The sequence below is a fragment of the Enterobacter sp. SORGH_AS_0287 genome, assembly GCF_031453695.1.
Classification (GTDB): domain Bacteria; phylum Pseudomonadota; class Gammaproteobacteria; order Enterobacterales; family Enterobacteriaceae; genus Enterobacter; species Enterobacter ludwigii.
This window is the reverse complement of the sequence record NZ_JAVIZW010000001.1, coordinates 4,599,772-4,615,530: the sequence shown is the minus strand read 5'-3', so window position 1 is coordinate 4,615,530 and position 15,759 is coordinate 4,599,772. Positions and strand designations below refer to the sequence as shown.

Genomic DNA, 15,759 nt, shown 5'->3' with positions numbered 1-15,759 from the left:
TATTAATTGAGGTTGCTATGTCTATTCTGGTTAAAAATAACATTCATTGGGTTGGCCAACGTGACTGGGAAGTGCGTGACTTCCACGGAACGGAGTACAAAACGCTGCGCGGCAGCAGCTACAACAGCTATCTCATCCGTGAAGGCAAAAACGTGCTCATCGATACCGTCGATCACAAATTCAGCCGGGAGTTCGTGCAAAATCTGCGCAGTGAAATCGATCTTGCGGATATCGACTACATCATCATTAACCATGCGGAAGAGGATCATGCCGGGGCGCTGACCGAGTTAATGTCCTGCATTCCCGACACCCCGATTTACTGCACCACCAACGCCATCGACTCGATTAACGGCCACCATCACCACCCGGAGTGGAATTTCAACACCGTCAAAACCGGCGACACGCTGGATATCGGCAACGGCAAACAGCTGATCTTCGTTGAAACCCCGATGCTGCACTGGCCCGACAGTATGATGACCTACATGACCGGCGATGCGGTGCTGTTCAGCAACGATGCCTTCGGCCAGCACTATTGTGACGAGCGCCTGTTTAACGACGAAGTGGATCAAACTGAGCTATTTGAACAATGTCAGCGCTACTACGCCAATATCCTGACGCCGTTCAGCCGTCTGGTGACGCCAAAAATCACCGAAATCCTCGGCTTTAACCTGCCCGTGGATATGATAGCCACCTCTCACGGCGTGGTGTGGCGCGAAAACCCCACCCAGATCGTGGAGCTGTACCTCAAATGGGCCGCGGATTACCAGGAAGACCGTATCACGCTTTTCTACGACACCATGTCTAATAATACCCGCATGATGGCGGACGCCATTGCGCAGGGTATTAATGAAGTCGACCCGAACGTGGCGGTGAAAATCTTCAACGTGGCGCGTAGCGATAAAAACGAGATCCTGACCAACGTCTTCCGCTCCAAGGGCGTGCTGGTGGGCACCTCCACGATGAACAACGTGATGATGCCAAAAATTGCGGGCCTTGTAGAAGAGATGACCGGTCTGCGCTTTCGTAATAAACGGGCCAGCGCATTTGGCTCCCACGGCTGGAGCGGCGGCGCAGTAGACCGGCTCTCCACACGTTTGCAGGACGCCGGTTTTGAGATGTCCATGAGCCTGAAGGCGAAATGGCGTCCGGACATCGACGCGCTTGAATTGTGCCGCCAGCATGGCCGTGACATTGCGCGTCAGTGGGCGCTCGCGCCGCTCCCCGATATGAACGCTAAAAACCCCGCGCCGCAGCAAGCCTGCGCCACAGCGGTCGCTGACGGTGGCCCTCGCATGCAGTGCAGCGTCTGCCAGTGGATTTACGACCCGGCACAGGGCGAGCCGCTGCAGGATGTTGCCCCCGGTACCCCCTGGTGCGACGTGCCGGACAATTTCCTCTGCCCGGAATGTTCCCTGGGAAAAGAGGTCTTTGACGAACTGGCGACGGAGGCACAATGAACCACGGTATCGTTATCATCGGCTCGGGCTTTGCCGCCCGCCAGCTGGTGAAAAACATTCGCAAACAAGACGCCAGCGTGCCGTTGACGCTCATTGCCGCCGACAGCATGGACGAGTACAACAAGCCTGATTTAAGCCACGTTATCAGCCAGAATCAGCGAGCCGAAGACCTCACCCGCCAGACCGCGGGGGCGTTCGCGGAACAGTTTAGTCTGCGGTTATTTCCGCACACCTGGATAACCGATATCGACGCCGCCGCCCATGTGGTGAAAGCAAAAGACAAAACCTGGCAGTACGACAAACTGGTGCTGGCGACAGGGGCGTCTGCTTTTGTGCCGCCGGTGGAAGGCCGGGAACTGATGATCACCCTCAACAGCCAGCAGGCGTATCAGGCCAGTGAAACCCTGCTGCGTGACGCAAAGCGGGTGATGATTGTCGGCGCAGGGTTGATTGGCACAGAGCTGGCGATGGACTTTAGCCGGGCGGGCAAAACCGTCACCCTGGCCGACCATGCGGCAAGCATTTTGTCGGCGCTGATGCCCGCAGAAGTAAGTAGTCGCTTACAGCATCGTCTGACCGATATGGGCGTACATCTGCTGCTGAAATCCCAGCTGCAAAGCCTGAAGAAAACCGGGAGTGGGATTCATGTAACGCTCGACCGCAGCCGCAGCGTTGAGGTGGATGTGGTGGTTGCCGCCACGGGCCTGCGTCCGGAAACGGCGCTGGCGCATCGCGCCGGTGCGGAAACAGGCCGTGGCGTGAAGGTAGACAGCTACCTGCAAACCACGCAGCCCGATATTTACGCCCTGGGTGACTGCGCTGAAATTAACGGACAGGTCCTGCCCTTCCTGCAGCCCATTCAACTGAGCGCCATGTACCTGGCGAAAAACCTGTCTGGCGGCAGTGTGCCACTGAAATTACCCGCCATGCTGGTAAAAGTAAAAACGCCGGCACTCCCGCTACACCTGGCAGGCGAAACCGAGCGTCCGGACCTGCACTGGCAACTCTCCATTGAACCTCAGGGAATGGTGGCTCGTGGGTGCGACAGCGAAGGACAGATGCGCGCCTTTGTGGTGAGCGAAGACAGGATGAAAGAGGCTTTCGCTCTGCTGAAATCATTACCCGCTTAACGCTGATTCGCCTGCCACGCTAACGTAACCTTTGGATTTTATGGTCCACAGCCCCGATGTCCCGGGGCTTTTTTTTCAACGTCGTTTAGCCAGATAACGACAATGATGTTCAGACGCCGCGTCAGGAACGCACGACAAGCGTATCGTAGCCGCGCCAGCGATAGTTGATCATGGAAATCAGCCAGCAGGCAACGAACAGCCCGACCACCACGAACCCGGCGTTACCGAGGTTGTCATTAACTGCGCCAATGCGATCCCAGAGGCCTCCGCTGAGGGCAAACTTATCCATCAACAGACCCAAAGCTTCCAGCCCGCCGATAAACAGCGCCACCACCACGGAGGTGCCGGTGATGGTCATGTTGTAGTAAAGCTTGCGCTGCGGCTTGTTAAACGCCCAGCCGTAAGCGCCGACCATCAGCAGATTGTCGAGGGTATCGACCAGCGCCATACCGCTGGCAAACAGCGCCGGGAAGATCATGATGGACCAGACTGACATCCCGTTTGACGCGCTGGCGGCTGAAATCCCAAGCACACCGATTTCCGTCGCGGTATCAAACCCCAGACCAAACAGGAAACCGACCAGGTACATCTGCCAGCTCTTGTTCACCAGGCGGAACGTTGCGCCAAACAGCCAGTTCATGACTCCGCCTGATGCCGGAAGCGTGATGTCGTCACGCGTGACCTGACCGTTCTTCAGCGCCTGAAAATTACGCCACACGCCGCGCAAAATCACCAGATTGACCAGCGCCATCGCCAGCAGAAACGTTGCAGAAACGGCGGTGCCAATCAGGCTGCCGGTTTCATGAAACCATGCCATATTCTTCTGAAACGCCGTGGCGGTGGCCGCAATGGCAATGGAGGCCAGCACCACAATGGTGGAGTGTCCCAGAGAGAACCACGCCCCCACGCCGGAAGGGCGTTTACCCTGCTGCATCATCTTACGCGTGACGGTATCAATGGCCGCGATGTGGTCGGCATCCACCGCATGACGGAGTCCATAACACCAGGCCAGCAGGCTGGCGGCCATCAGCGCCGTACTGCCGCTGAAGGTTTGCCATGCCCAGCCCCATGCCAGAAGATTAGCCATTACCAGAGCCAGCAGCAGAAACGCCGCGCGGGGTTCATTGCGTAAGAGTCGTAACATTTTACATCCTTTGTGAACATGACCGGGCGGCAGCAACTACCGCCTGCCCGAAGGAGATAGCGCCGTCACCTGACGGCAGATGATGAGGAAAAAGCAGCGTGAAGTCTGAGAGGTAATGGCGCAGTCGCGCGCGCAGCAGACGGTTATGTAACACGCCGCCGCTGAAGCATACGGTGGAAAGCCCCAGTCGCCGGGTATGGGAGGTGACAAGCTCCGCCAGCCCTTTCGCCAGCGCATCGTGAAACGCCCATGCCCGCTCGCAGGGTTCCGCCTGCCAGTTCAGCCACTGTTGCCAGAAGCGCGTAAGGTTTTCGGCCTGAAGCGTAACCGGATGTTGAACGTCGTGGCACTGCGCGGCCAGCGCTTCAAGCCGGCAGGCGGCCTCACCTTCATAGCTCTGGGTTTCTGACGTGATGCCGAGCGCGCAGGCCACCGCGTCGAACAGACGGCCGCAGGATGAGGCCAGCGGCGCGTTTAAACCGCGCTGAATGGCCGTAGCCAGCAGCGGCCAGTTTTGCCGCTGAACGTCACGCGTTTCCGGGTACTGCTGCCAGTCCGGCACAAACGCCAGGCAGTGGGCAAGTAAATTGCGCCACGGCTGCATGGCAGCCCTGTCTCCGCCCGGCAGCGCAACCGCAGGCAGACCGCCCAGACGTTCGCAGTCGAGATAGTTTACCCGCAGGCACTCTCCGCCCCACAGCGCGCCGTTTTCGCCCATGCCGATCCCATCCAGCGTCAGGGCAATGACATCTCCGCCCTCAAGCGGCCAGCCGTTTTCTGCCATGCATGCCGCCGCGTGAGCGTGGTGGTGAAGCACGGTGTCGATCGGCAAAGCCTGGGCTTGCGCCCACTGTCGGGCGTGATAGCCCGGATGGGCGTCGCATACCACGCGCTGCGGCTGAAACGCATAGATCTGCTGCATCATCGACAGCGCAGAACGCCACTGGGCCTCGACACCGTCGTCACTCAGATCGCCAAAGTGCTGACTCAGTACCGCCTGGTTACCGCGCACCAGACAGAAGGTATTTTTCATATCAGCACCGGTGCACACCATCGCCGGGACAGCGCTGAAACCGGCGGGCAGCGTGATGGCATCCGGCACAAAACCGCGCGCGCGACGCAGCATCATACCGTCCTGATCCATCACGGAATCATCCATACGCTGCAGGATGTCGCGGTTGTGCAGCAGGAATCCGTCAGCGATGTCGCCCAGTTCATCCAGTGCCTGCTGGCAGGTGATGGCCGGCGGACGCCCGCTGAGGTTGCCGGAGGTCATCACCAGTGCGCGCTGACAGTCCATCATCAGCACATGCTGTAGCGGGTTAGCGGGCAGCATCAGTCCAACGGTGTCCAGCCCTGGCGCGATCGCGTCAGGAAGCGGAGGACACCATGCTTTTGGCGTGAGCACGATGGGCGCTGCAGGCGAGCGCAGCAGCGTTTGCACTGATTCCGGCAGTCCCTCCGCCTGCGGGATCATGACCGCCAGTGGCTTCATCGGGCGCTGTTTGCGCGCCCGCAGGGTTGCCACCGCCTGCGCGTTGGCTGCGTCACAGGCAAGGTGAAAACCGCCCAGCCCTTTGATGGCGACAATCCCGCCATGTTTGAGCATGTGGACCGCCGCACTCAGCGCAGACTCGCGGGTGGCAACGGTCTCGCCCGCGCGCCATTCCAGCTCGGGTCCACAATCCGGACAGGCTACCGGCTGCGCGTGAAAACGGCGGTCAGCGGGATTGCGGTACTCGGTTTCACACGGTTCACAGAGGGGAAATGCCGCCATTGACGTGGCCGGGCGGTCATAGGGCATGGCGCGAATGATGGTAAAACGGGGACCGCAATGGGTACAGTTGATAAACGGATAGCGATAACGCCGCGCTCGGGGATCGCGCATTTCAGCCAGGCACGCCGGGCAGGTAGCGGCATCCGGCACAATCTGGGTGTCCATCGCTCCGCCCGCGCTATGGCGAATGGTGAACGCCTGCGGCACCGTTGCCCAGGTGAACGGCTGGCTGTCGACAGCATCGATACGTGCCAGCGGTGGGCAGTCCTGATGCAGCCTCGCGGTAAAGGCCCCCCCATTACCCGCGAGACGCACCAGCACGCCCTCTCCGTCATTACAAACGTCACCCGTCAGCTGTAGCTGATGCGCCAGCTGCCAGACGAAGGGACGAAACCCTACCCCCTGCACCTTGCCGCGCACCCGCAACTGTACGCCGTTATCGCCCATCGCGACTTAAAACAGCAGTGACGATGACGTGTCGAACGCGGCACGACGGCGTTTTTCCGCGCTCATCTGCTCAAGCTTGTCGCGATCCACGCAGACCAGGGCGTGCGTCGGGCAGGCTTCCATACAGGCCGGGCCGGCATCACGGTGGTAGCAGAGGTCGCATTTATTGGCTTCCGCTTTTTCCGCGCGCACGCTCAGCCCCATGCCGCTGTTGCGCACAACCGGACGCACCACGACTTCCATCGCACCGTACGGGCAGGCAACCACACAGGTTTTGCAGCCGATGCAGCGCTCCTGCATCACATGCACGAATCCTTTCTCACGTTTGATGGCCCCGTTTGGGCAGACGTTAGCGCACGGCGCATCCTCACACTGGCGACAAATAGCGGCCGTGGAGATATTCACGCCTTTAATGACGTGGATCCGCGGTAAAAAGGTATCAGGGGTGAGCGACGCGCAATCCTGCTCCGCCTGATGGGAAACCACACACGCCACTTCACAGGTACGGCAACCAATGCATTTACTGGCATCGGCCATAATAAAACGGTTCATCTGCTTCTCCAGCATTACAGTCCTGCGCGGAGATATACATAAACCGTGCCAATTATTAACCTGTTGATTTTATGCGGTTTATAAAATGACAGCAGGGCTGTCATCGTCAGAAGTGACGATGACAGCTGTCGACATCAGCGGTGAGGCCCGTCAGTAACCGAGTCACGCAGGATAAGCTCGCCGGAGAAGGTTTGCTGGTACTTAAACTCACCGCCATCCAGCAGGAAGATCAGGCGGCTAATGGTCTCTTTGATCATCTCCGTCACCGGAATGCGCACGCTGGAGAGCGAGGGGACGATGTAGGGGGCGATGGCCACATCGTCAAAGCCAATCACCGACACGGCATCCGGGGTGGCGATCCCGCGCTCATGCAGCTGTTTCATGGCCCCTATCGCCATATCGTCATTACTCGCCACCAGCGCCGAAAAGGTTTCACCGCGCGAAAGCAGCTCAGACACCGCTGCCGCACCGCTGGCCGGGTTCCATTTCCCCTGCGCAATCAGCGACGGGCGCAGCGGGATCTGGTGTTGTGCCAGGGCGTCTTTGTAGCCCGAGAGACGCTCAACGCCCGTGGGGGAATCCAGCGAACCGGTGATAAACGCAATCTCCCGGTGCCCTTTCTGAATAAGCTGCGACACGGCGTCCTGGCAGGAGGCTTTATGATCTGACCAGACGCTGTGACTGCTGTTTTTCCGTAAGCGGCGGTTGAGGACCATAATCGGCTGTTCGCATTTCTCAACGATATCGTCCATCTCATCCACGCTCAGGAAACGCGGGTAAATGATCACCGCGTCACAGCGCATATCGAGCAAATACTGAATGGCCTCGCGCTCTTCATCCGCACTGTGCTTACCGTCCGCCAGGATCAGCTGCCGCCCTTTCTCTTCCGTCATGCGGGCGGCGTGAAAGAGCAGTTCGCTAAAATAGACGCCGTGATAAAGGGTGTTGGTGACCACCAGACCCAGCGTCTGGGTACGTTTGGTCGCCAGATTTCGTGCCAGCAAATTCGGGCGATAGCCGCTCTCTTCAATCGCCTGAAACACCCGGTCTTTGGTCTCCTGGCTGACGTAGCCATTGCCCGACAATACCCTGGAAACCGTCGCTTTCGAAACGCCTGCCCGCTTCGCGACTTCAAGCATCGTGGTCATCGTAATCTTCCGTTTGAAACTACCAGGGCGCAGTGTACTGCACTGCAGAAAAATTGTCGCAGCGGCGATATCACGCTTTTTACCCCTTCAGGTGATCATCATCACGAAATGAAAAAATGTACAAAATGTGATCTTGTTTCATTCAAAGAAACTATTGATGATTATGTGGAACCGGTTTCCTACATTTCTCACAACGATAACAGGATTACATCCGATGGCCAAAAATTACGCTGCGCTGGCGAATGACGTTGTCAGCGCGCTCGGCGGCAGAGACAACATCGTCGCCGTCACCCACTGCATGACGCGACTGCGTTTCGTCCTCAAAGACGAAAGCCTCACCGATGCCCCGCGCCTGAAAAGCATTAACGGCGTGCTCGGCGTGGTCCGCAACGACAACCAGTGCCAGGTGATCATTGGCAACACCGTGTCTCAGGCCTACCGCGAAGTGGTAAGCCTGCTGCCCACCGACCTGCAGCCTGCCGTACCGGAAGGCCCGCAAAAAATGACCCTGCGCCGCATCGGTGCCGGGATCCTCGATGCGCTGATCGGCACCATGTCACCGCTGATCCCGGCGATCATCGGCGGTTCAATGGTCAAACTGCTGGCAATGATCCTGGAGATGACCGGCGCGCTGGAAAAAGGGGCACCGACGCTCACCCTTCTGACGCTGATTGGCGATGGCGCGTTCTTCTTCCTGCCGCTGATGGTCGCCGCCTCTGCCGCAGTGAAATTCAAAACCAACATGTCGCTGGCGATTGCCATCGCGGGCGTGCTGGTACACCCGGGCTTTATCGAACTGATGGCGAAAGCCGCACAGGGCGAGCACGTTGAATTCGCCTTTATTCCGGTGACGGCAGTGAAATACACCTACACGGTCATCCCGGCGCTGGTGATGACCTGGTGCCTGTCGTACATCGAGCGCTGGGTTGATCGTATTACGCCGGCGGTCACGAAAAACTTCCTTAAACCGATGCTGATCGTTCTGATTGCCGCCCCGCTCGCCATTGTGCTGATAGGGCCGCTCGGGATCTGGATCGGGAGCGCGATTTCAGCGCTGGTCTACACTATTCACGGCTATCTGGGCTGGCTCTCCGTGGCCATTATGGGTGCCCTCTGGCCGCTGCTGGTGATGACCGGGATGCACCGCGTATTTACGCCGACGATCATTCAGACCATTGCCGAGACGGGCAAAGAGGGAATGGTTATGCCGTCGGAAATCGGAGCCAACCTGTCGCTCGGCGGTTCATCGCTGGCGGTGGCGTGGAAAACGAAAAACCCGGAACTGCGCCAGACGGCGCTGGCGGCAGCGGCTTCTGCCATCATGGCAGGCATTTCAGAACCTGCCCTCTATGGTGTGGCGGTACGTCTGAAACGCCCGCTGATTGCGAGCCTTATCAGCGGCTTCATCTGCGGGGCAGTGGCTGGCATAGCCGGTCTTGCCAGCCACTCAATGGCGGCGCCGGGGCTGTTTACCAGCGTACAGTTCTTCGATCCGGCCAACCCAATGACCATCGTCTGGGTATTCGGGGTCATGGCGCTGGCGGTTGTGCTCTCGTTTGTTCTGACCCTGATTTTAGGTTTTGAAGATATCCCGGTCGAAGACGACGCTGAGAAAGCACGCGCCCTGCAGAGCGCTCCGGTTCAGGCCAAAGCAGCACAAGTCTAAATTTATAGCGAGGTAAAGATGTCTGTTTTTCCACAAGGATTTTTATGGGGCGGCGCGCTTGCCGCCAACCAGAGTGAAGGGGCTTACCGTGAAGGCGGCAAAGGACTGACGACGGTCGATATGATCCCCCACGGCGCGAATCGTCTGGCGGTGAAGGTCGGTAAGGAAAAACGTTTTACGTTGCGTGACGACGAGTTTTACCCGAGCCACGAGGCGATTGATTTTTACCATCGCTACAAAGAAGACATCGCCCTGATGGCGGAGATGGGCTTTACGGTATTTCGTACCTCGATTGCCTGGAGCCGCCTCTATCCGAACGGCGATGAGCCACTGCCCAATAAAGAGGGGATTGCCTTCTACCGCGCAGTGTTCGAAGAGTGCAAAAAATACAACATCGAACCGTTGGTCACCCTGTGCCATTTCGACGTACCGATGCATCTGGTCACGGAGTATGGATCCTGGCGCAACCGCAAGATGGTCGATTTCTTCGCCCGCTATGCCCGTACCTGTTTCGAAGAATTTAACGGTCTGGTGAAGTACTGGCTCACCTTCAACGAAATCAATATCATGCTGCACAGCCCGTTCTCCGGCGCGGGTCTGGTGTTTGAAGAGGGTGAGAACGAAGATCAGGTGAAATATCAGGCCGCGCATCACGAACTGGTGGCAAGCGCGCTGGCGACCAAAATCGCCCATGAGGTGAACCCGGAAAACCAGGTCGGCTGTATGCTGGCCGGCGGCAACTTCTACCCCTACTCCTGCAAGCCGGAAGACGTGTGGATGGCGCTGGAGAAAGACCGCGAAAACCTGTTCTTTATCGACGTGCAGGCGCGCGGCAGCTACCCGGCCTATTCTGCCCGCGTGTTCCGCGAAAAAGGGGTGGTGATTGTCAAAGACCCTGGCGACGATGAACTGCTGAAAAACACCGTCGATTTTGTGTCGTTCAGCTATTACGCCTCGCGCTGCGCGTCGGCGGACATGAACGCCAGTAATACCAATGCGGCGAATATCGTGAAATCCTTGCGCAACCCGCACATCCAGGTCAGCGAATGGGGCTGGGGTATCGACCCACTGGGGCTGCGCATCACCATGAACATGATGTACGACCGCTATCAGAAGCCGCTGTTCCTGGTGGAAAACGGCCTCGGCGCGAAAGACGTCATGGATGAACACGGTGAGATTAATGACGACTACCGTATCAGCTACCTGCGCGAACATATTCGTGCGATGGGCGATGCCATAGAAGACGGTGTGCCGCTGATGGGCTACACCACCTGGGGCTGCATTGACCTGGTGGCCGCATCCACGGGCGAGATGAGCAAACGCTACGGGTTTGTCTATGTTGACCGCGATGACGCGGGCAACGGTACGCTGGACAGAACGCGTAAGAAATCGTTCTGGTGGTATAAGAAGGTCATTGCAAGTAACGGCGCGGATCTGGCGTAGCCTGTTGCTCTCTCCCCCGCCCTCTCCCACAGGATGCGGGCGAGGAGGTGTCCAGGCCGGGTGGAAGCTACCACCACCCGGCACTGCTCACAGTCGGGAAAAACCGCCGTCCCCACGCCATCCGGCAAGCCGGGAGTAAACCTCTTCGACGGCCTCTTTCACCGGCGGCGTCATCGGATAATAAAACCCAACGATGTCCGGCTGAATGCCCAGAAACAATACCTCTCCCACGTCGTCTTTAATCTGATCGACCAGATAGTTCAGCGGCATATTGTGGGTGGTCATCATAAACATCTCGGCGATGTCATCCGGATCAATCAGGCGGGTTTCCCCCGGATTAAGTCCCATATCGGTTGCATCCACAATCAGCAGCCTGTCCGGGTGCAGCTCACGGATCGCCACCACATCGTTTTCCGGTGCGCTGCCGCCGTCAATAACCACCCATTCGCCCTGCGGATGCGCGGCACACATTTGTGCAAGCAGCGGGCCCGCGCCGTCGTCGCCCATCATGCTGTTGCCGACACACAGTAAAACATCAGTCACGTAATCTCCTCACCATCAGGTAGATGGCACTCTCCTGATGAATATCATGCAGCATGCTGAGCAAAATTTTGCTCCAGGCCTGCTGCTGCGGGGTTTGCACGCTCAGCGCGGCGTCGAAGGCACTGGCGAGCATCGCAATGTGGTTGGCGTCGATAACGATCTCACCGTACTTCGGCACGCCTTCCATTTTGCGGCGCGCCGTACTGCCCTCCTCCAGCGTGGCGATCCACGCCAGATAGTCAGGCCACGGGCAGCTTAATGCCGTTTCGAGACAATCTATCACCCCGAGGTGATGCCCAATGGCCAGGCTGTAATAGACCACCTGCTGCGCCGCATCCGGCGTGGCATCGTTCTCATCAATAAACTTACGGCTCAGCTGACTGAACACCACCGTTTCACTCATCGGATACGCGCCTCTTCCACCACCTGATTCAGGTTCGCGACGATCTCATTAAGACGAGGATCGTTTTCCGCCTCCAGCCAGCGCGTGACCTGATGATCGCCCTGGCTCAGCAGACGCAGATAATCGTCGGCAATCTGGCGACCATAGCGATACCCCGCGAGCCGGCGCGCCGTGCGATCGACCTTCACGCGCAGCGGCTGCACCATATCCGGGTGCAGAATTGCGGCAGCCTGGTTGTCGCGCTCACCCGGTTCACGGGCATGTATTTTCTGCTCCAGCAGCCCGAGCGCCATGGCAAAACCGTACAGCGTGGCCGCAGGCGTTGGCGGACAACCGGGAATGTAGACATCCACCGGAACAATTTTATCGGTGCCGCCCCAGACGCAGTACAGGTCATGGAAGATGCCGCCGCTGTTGCCGCAGGCACCGTAAGAGATACAGATTTTTGGATCCGGTGCGGACTGCCAGGCACGCAATGCTGGCGATCTCATGGCGCGGGTAACGGCACCGGTAAACAGCAAAATGTCCGCATGACGCGGCGAAGGCACCACTTTAATACCGAAGCGCTCGGCGTCGAACAAGGGCGACAGCGTGGCAAAGATCTCAATCTCACAGCCGTTGCAGCCGCCGCAGTCCACGCGGTACACATAGGCCGAACGTTTAATGTTTTTCAGCAGCGAGGCCTTCATGCTGGCGATGGATTCCTCCACCGTCATCGGCACCGGAATGCCGTTAGCGCCGCGTGGGCCGATCAGGTTTTCCATCAGCTGGCCTCTCTCATATGACGGGTAATATCGATGCGGTCCGACGGCAGCAGGCATTTCTGCCGTTTGCAGTCCGGGCAGGTTTCAAAGCTTTCGCGATGATGCTCCGCGCGGGCATCACCGTTGTGCTGCAACAGCGCGATGGCGTAGTCGATCTCTTTTTGTACGGCAAACGGGCGTTTGCAGACACGGCAGTTGCACAGCGCGAAACGCGACTGCTGCAGAAAATCCTCTTTCTTCCAGACCGCCAGCTCGTACTCCTGCGAAAGACGGATCGCCACCGTCGGGCAAACCTCCTCGCAGCGGCCGCAGAAAATGCAGCGCCCGAGGTTGAACTGCCAGGCCAGCTCGCCCGTTTTCAGATCGGTTTCCACCGTCAGGGCATTTGACGGGCAGGCGTTAACGCAGGCAGCACAGCCGATGCACTGCTGCGGGTTGTGCTCCGGCTTGCCGCGAAAGTTTTTATCGACCGGCACCGGCTCCAGCGGATAGCGGCTGGTCACCGTCCCGGTTTTGATCACTTTTTTGATGAAGGTAAACATGTTGACTCCTGCTTATGTGCTGCCTGTGCTCCGCACCCCGGATCTCTCATCAAAAAGAGGGTCAGGGTGAGGGCATCAGCCTGCACAAAATCCCCTATTTCAGCGGCGAGTTCTTACGCTCGATGCTGTAGCGCTCCAGCTCTTTGTACGGCACCACCTGGCTTTTCTTCTTGCGCACATCCACCACCGTCATGCGGTCGGTGCAGGAGTAGCACGGATCGAGGCTGCCAATGATCAGCGGCGCATCGGATACCGTATTGCCGCGCAGCATGTAGCGCAGGGTTGGCCAGTTGGCGTAGGTTGCCGCACGGCAGCGCCAGCGGTAGAGCTTCTGGTTGTCACCGGTCATGCTCCAGTGGATATCGTCTCCACGCGGGGCTTCGGCAAACCCCAGCGCAAAGCGGTTTGGAATGTAGGTGAAGCCCTCAACCATCAGCGGACCGCCCGGCAGATTATCCAGACCGAAGTCGATCATGTTCAGCGCGGTGAAGACCTCGTTGATACGCACCTTCAGACGCGAAATAACGTCGCAGCCCTGCTCGCTGTGCACGGTCATAGGCAGCAGGCCGTAGCCGACGAACGGATGATCGGCGCGGGTATCGCGGGCGTGGCCGCTGGCACGAACCATGGGGCCAACGTTACTGAAATCGCGGGCGATTTGCGGATCCAGCCGGCCAATACCGACGGTACGCTGCTCAATGTTCGGCGTGCTGAGCAGCATATCCACCAGCTCCTGAACGTCGCGACGCATCTGCTGCGCCAGCTGGCGGGTCTGGATCATGTCATCTTTCAGCAGATCGCGACGAATCCCGCCGATCAGGTTCAGACCGTATGTTTTACGCGCCCCGGTCAGGATCTCCGCCATCTTCATGGAGGCTTCACGTACGCGGAAAAACTGCATAAAGCCGGAGTCAAAACCGACAAAGTGACAGGCCAGACCGAGGTTCAGCAGGTGCGAGTGCAGACGCTCCACTTCCAGCAGGATGGCGCGGATCATCTGCGCGCGTTCCGGCACCACAATCCCCATGCCGTTCTCCACCGAGGTGGTGTAGGCGGTACTGTGGGCAAACCCGCAGATGCCGCACACGCGGTCAGAGAGGAATGTCACTTCGTTATATCCCATCCGGGTTTCCGCCAGCTTTTCCATCCCGCGATGGACGTAGAACAGGCGGTAGTCGGCATCAATAATATTCTCGCCGTCGACAAACAGGCGGAAGTGGCCCGGCTCGTCAGACGTGACGTGCAGCGGGCCTATCGGCACCACATTGTTCTTTTTGCTGCCGAGCTCATTGATGAACGCGTAAGTCTCGCTGTCGGTGGTCGGGGCCGGACGCTGACGGTAATCCATGCTGTCTTTACGCAGGGGATAGAGTTCGTCTGGCCAGTCGTCCGGCAGCACCAGACGGCGCTCATCCGGAAGCCCAACCGGGACCAGACCATACATATCGCGCACTTCACGCTCGCCCCAGACGGCGGCGGGCACGCGCGGGGTGACAGACGGGTATTCCGGTTTGTTGGGATCCACTTCGACACGCACGGTGAGCCAGCACTTCTCGCCCTGCTCCATCGACATCACGTAGTAAACCGCATAGTTTCCGCACAGCTGACGCTCGTCGTTGCCGAACAACACTGACAGCCAGCCACCCTGCTGGTAGTAGAGAAACTCCACCACTTCCGGCAGGTAGTTCACTTTCACGGTCACCGTTATCTGGTCTTTGGTTTGCCAGGACTCCTCCAGCACCACGCCCGGGAAGGCCTGGTGCAACGCGGCGAGATACTGCTGACCTTTCTTTTCTTCAGACATAAAAACTCTCTTTAATCACGCCACCAGCAAGGAGACGAACGCTAAAAATGCAAAACCAAAACCGGCCCAGGTGATGCGCGACGTCGCCACAAAACGCAGACGCGCCATGCTGTTCTCAAACAGGGCAATCACCAGCACGCCGACAAGTAGCTTGAGCGCGACAACGACCACCGCCAGCACCAGGCCGGCCGCGGAAAAGTGCGTCATCTGCCCCCACGGGAAGAAGACACCGACAAACATCTGCAGCACCACCAGCTGTTTGAGGCTGATGCCCCATTTCAGCACCGCAAAGCCGTAACCGCTGTACTCGGTCAACGGACCTTCCTGCAGCTCCTGCTCCGCTTCCGCGAGGTCGAACGGCAGTTTGCCCATCTCGATAAACGTCGCGAAAGCGCAGGCGCAGAGCGCCAAAAGCAACGGAAGGGAACGGTCCACGGGCCAGTGATACACGGTATGAGTGATAAAGCTGATATGGGTTGACCCCGCGACCTGCGCAGCGACCCACAGGCCGAGCAGCAGGATCGGCTCAACCAGCACGCCGAGCATGGCCTCGCGGCTGGCACCAATCCCGGTAAACGGGCTGCCGGTATCGAGGCCGGCAATCGCGAAGAAGAAACGCGCGATAGCGAAGAGGTAGATAAGCGTAATGAGATCGCCCAGCACCGGCAGCGGCGACCCGACGGTGACGACCGGTAACGCCGTGGCGATGGTGAGCATGACGCCAGCCAGCACAAACGGTGTCAGGCGAAAGACCCATCCTGCCGCGTCCGGGGAAACGCTCTGACGTCCCATCAGCTTGAACAAATCACGGTACTCCTGGAGTACACCAGGCCCGCGACGGTTATGCATCCGGGCACGCGCCACGCGGCTCACCCCGGAGAGCAACGGCGCCATGGCAAATAGCACCAGCGCCTGAAGTATTGCCAGTAACAGACTCAT

Annotated in this window: 14 protein-coding genes; 4 read left to right on the top strand and 10 right to left on the bottom strand. The window is 58.6% G+C overall.

Annotation, left to right across the window (positions count from 1 at the left end; all coding sequences use genetic code 11):
- Positions 1–17: 17 nt before the first annotated feature.
- Together norV and norW are read left to right on the top strand one after the other, a co-directional pair.
- The gene (gene norV / locus QE396_RS21965; protein WP_020883844.1) at positions 18–1,457 is read left to right on the top strand and encodes an anaerobic nitric oxide reductase flavorubredoxin; all 1,440 of its coding nucleotides are present in this window, start codon (positions 18–20) and stop codon (positions 1,455–1,457) included.
- On the top strand, positions 1,454–2,587 hold the full coding sequence (gene norW, locus QE396_RS21960) for an NADH:flavorubredoxin reductase NorW (RefSeq protein ID WP_020883843.1): 1,134 nt from the start codon (positions 1,454–1,456) through the stop codon (positions 2,585–2,587). Before norV ends, norW begins: the two co-directional genes overlap by 4 nt.
- A 121-nt stretch (positions 2,588–2,708) precedes the next feature.
- Here norW and QE396_RS21955 read toward each other — a convergent pair whose 3' ends face one another.
- The 4 genes from QE396_RS21955 to QE396_RS21940 form a co-directional block, all read right to left on the bottom strand.
- On the bottom strand, positions 2,709–3,731 hold the full coding sequence (locus tag QE396_RS21955) for a HoxN/HupN/NixA family nickel/cobalt transporter (RefSeq protein WP_020883842.1): 1,023 nt from the start codon (positions 3,729–3,731) through the stop codon (positions 2,709–2,711).
- A 1-nt stretch (position 3,732) separates the two neighbouring features.
- Positions 3,733–5,955: a carbamoyltransferase HypF gene (hypF, locus tag QE396_RS21950; protein WP_020883841.1), complete on the bottom strand. Its 2,223-nt coding sequence runs from the start codon at positions 5,953–5,955 to the stop codon at positions 3,733–3,735.
- A 6-nt stretch (positions 5,956–5,961) separates the two neighbouring features.
- Positions 5,962–6,507 (bottom strand): electron transport protein HydN, encoded by a 546-nt coding sequence (gene hydN, locus QE396_RS21945; RefSeq protein ID WP_023308960.1) that lies wholly within the window; start codon positions 6,505–6,507, stop codon positions 5,962–5,964.
- 134 nt (positions 6,508–6,641) lie between these two features.
- Positions 6,642–7,655 (bottom strand): LacI family DNA-binding transcriptional regulator, encoded by a 1,014-nt coding sequence (locus QE396_RS21940; RefSeq protein ID WP_020883840.1) that lies wholly within the window; start codon positions 7,653–7,655, stop codon positions 6,642–6,644.
- Between the two features lie 214 nt (positions 7,656–7,869).
- Here QE396_RS21940 and ascF point away from each other — a divergent pair, with 214 nt between their 5' ends.
- Entirely contained in the window at positions 7,870–9,321 is a 1,452-nt protein-coding gene (gene ascF, locus QE396_RS21935; RefSeq protein ID WP_020883839.1) for a PTS cellobiose/arbutin/salicin transporter subunit IIBC, read from the top strand.
- Between the two features lie 18 nt (positions 9,322–9,339).
- Positions 9,340–10,764, top strand: coding sequence for a 6-phospho-beta-glucosidase (locus QE396_RS21930; protein WP_020883838.1), 1,425 nt, complete (start codon positions 9,340–9,342; stop codon positions 10,762–10,764).
- Between the two features lie 87 nt (positions 10,765–10,851).
- Here the strand turns inward: QE396_RS21930 and hycI are convergent, their stop codons facing one another.
- The 6 genes from hycI to QE396_RS21900 form a co-directional block, all read right to left on the bottom strand.
- Complete coding sequence (gene hycI / locus QE396_RS21925) at positions 10,852–11,307, bottom strand: hydrogenase maturation peptidase HycI (protein WP_014171360.1); 456 nt, start codon at positions 11,305–11,307, stop codon at positions 10,852–10,854.
- Entirely contained in the window at positions 11,300–11,710 is a 411-nt protein-coding gene (locus tag QE396_RS21920; protein WP_020883837.1) for a formate hydrogenlyase maturation HycH family protein, read from the bottom strand. Before QE396_RS21920 ends, hycI begins: the two co-directional genes overlap by 8 nt.
- Positions 11,707–12,474, bottom strand: coding sequence for an NADH-quinone oxidoreductase subunit B family protein (locus QE396_RS21915; protein WP_020883836.1), 768 nt, complete (start codon positions 12,472–12,474; stop codon positions 11,707–11,709). Before QE396_RS21915 ends, QE396_RS21920 begins: the two co-directional genes overlap by 4 nt.
- Positions 12,474–13,016 carry a formate hydrogenlyase complex iron-sulfur subunit gene (locus QE396_RS21910; protein ID WP_020883835.1) on the bottom strand — a complete coding sequence of 181 codons (543 nt, stop codon included), beginning with the start codon at positions 13,014–13,016 and terminating at the stop codon, positions 12,474–12,476. The genes QE396_RS21915 and QE396_RS21910 overlap by 1 nt, the downstream gene beginning before the upstream one ends.
- Positions 13,017–13,110: 94 nt before the next feature.
- Positions 13,111–14,820, bottom strand: a complete 1,710-nt coding sequence (gene hycE / locus QE396_RS21905) for a formate hydrogenlyase subunit HycE (RefSeq protein WP_020883834.1) — start codon at positions 14,818–14,820, stop codon at positions 13,111–13,113.
- A 15-nt stretch (positions 14,821–14,835) separates the two neighbouring features.
- Entirely contained in the window at positions 14,836–15,759 is a 924-nt protein-coding gene (locus QE396_RS21900) for a respiratory chain complex I subunit 1 family protein (protein WP_020883833.1), read from the bottom strand.

Excerpts from the sequence above, each read along its gene's own strand:
- norV (WP_020883844.1), top strand. The coding sequence starts at position 18 with ATGTCTATTCTGGTTAAAAATAACATTCATTGGGTTGGCCAACGTGAC.
- norW (WP_020883843.1), top strand. The coding sequence starts at position 1,454 with ATGAACCACGGTATCGTTATCATCGGCTCGGGCTTTGCCGCCCGCCAG.
- QE396_RS21955 (WP_020883842.1), bottom strand. The coding sequence starts at position 3,731 with ATGTTACGACTCTTACGCAATGAACCCCGCGCGGCGTTTCTGCTGCTG.
- hypF (WP_020883841.1), bottom strand. The coding sequence starts at position 5,955 with ATGGGCGATAACGGCGTACAGTTGCGGGTGCGCGGCAAGGTGCAGGGG.
- hydN (WP_023308960.1), bottom strand. The coding sequence starts at position 6,507 with ATGAACCGTTTTATTATGGCCGATGCCAGTAAATGCATTGGTTGCCGT.
- QE396_RS21940 (WP_020883840.1), bottom strand. The coding sequence starts at position 7,655 with ATGACCACGATGCTTGAAGTCGCGAAGCGGGCAGGCGTTTCGAAAGCG.
- ascF (WP_020883839.1), top strand. The coding sequence starts at position 7,870 with ATGGCCAAAAATTACGCTGCGCTGGCGAATGACGTTGTCAGCGCGCTC.
- QE396_RS21930 (WP_020883838.1), top strand. The coding sequence starts at position 9,340 with ATGTCTGTTTTTCCACAAGGATTTTTATGGGGCGGCGCGCTTGCCGCC.
- QE396_RS21920 (WP_020883837.1), bottom strand. The coding sequence starts at position 11,710 with ATGAGTGAAACGGTGGTGTTCAGTCAGCTGAGCCGTAAGTTTATTGAT.
- QE396_RS21915 (WP_020883836.1), bottom strand. The coding sequence starts at position 12,474 with ATGGAAAACCTGATCGGCCCACGCGGCGCTAACGGCATTCCGGTGCCG.
- QE396_RS21910 (WP_020883835.1), bottom strand. The coding sequence starts at position 13,016 with ATGTTTACCTTCATCAAAAAAGTGATCAAAACCGGGACGGTGACCAGC.
- hycE (WP_020883834.1), bottom strand. The coding sequence starts at position 14,820 with ATGTCTGAAGAAAAGAAAGGTCAGCAGTATCTCGCCGCGTTGCACCAG.
- QE396_RS21900 (WP_020883833.1), bottom strand. The coding sequence starts at position 15,759 with ATGAGTCTGTTACTGGCAATACTTCAGGCGCTGGTGCTATTTGCCATG.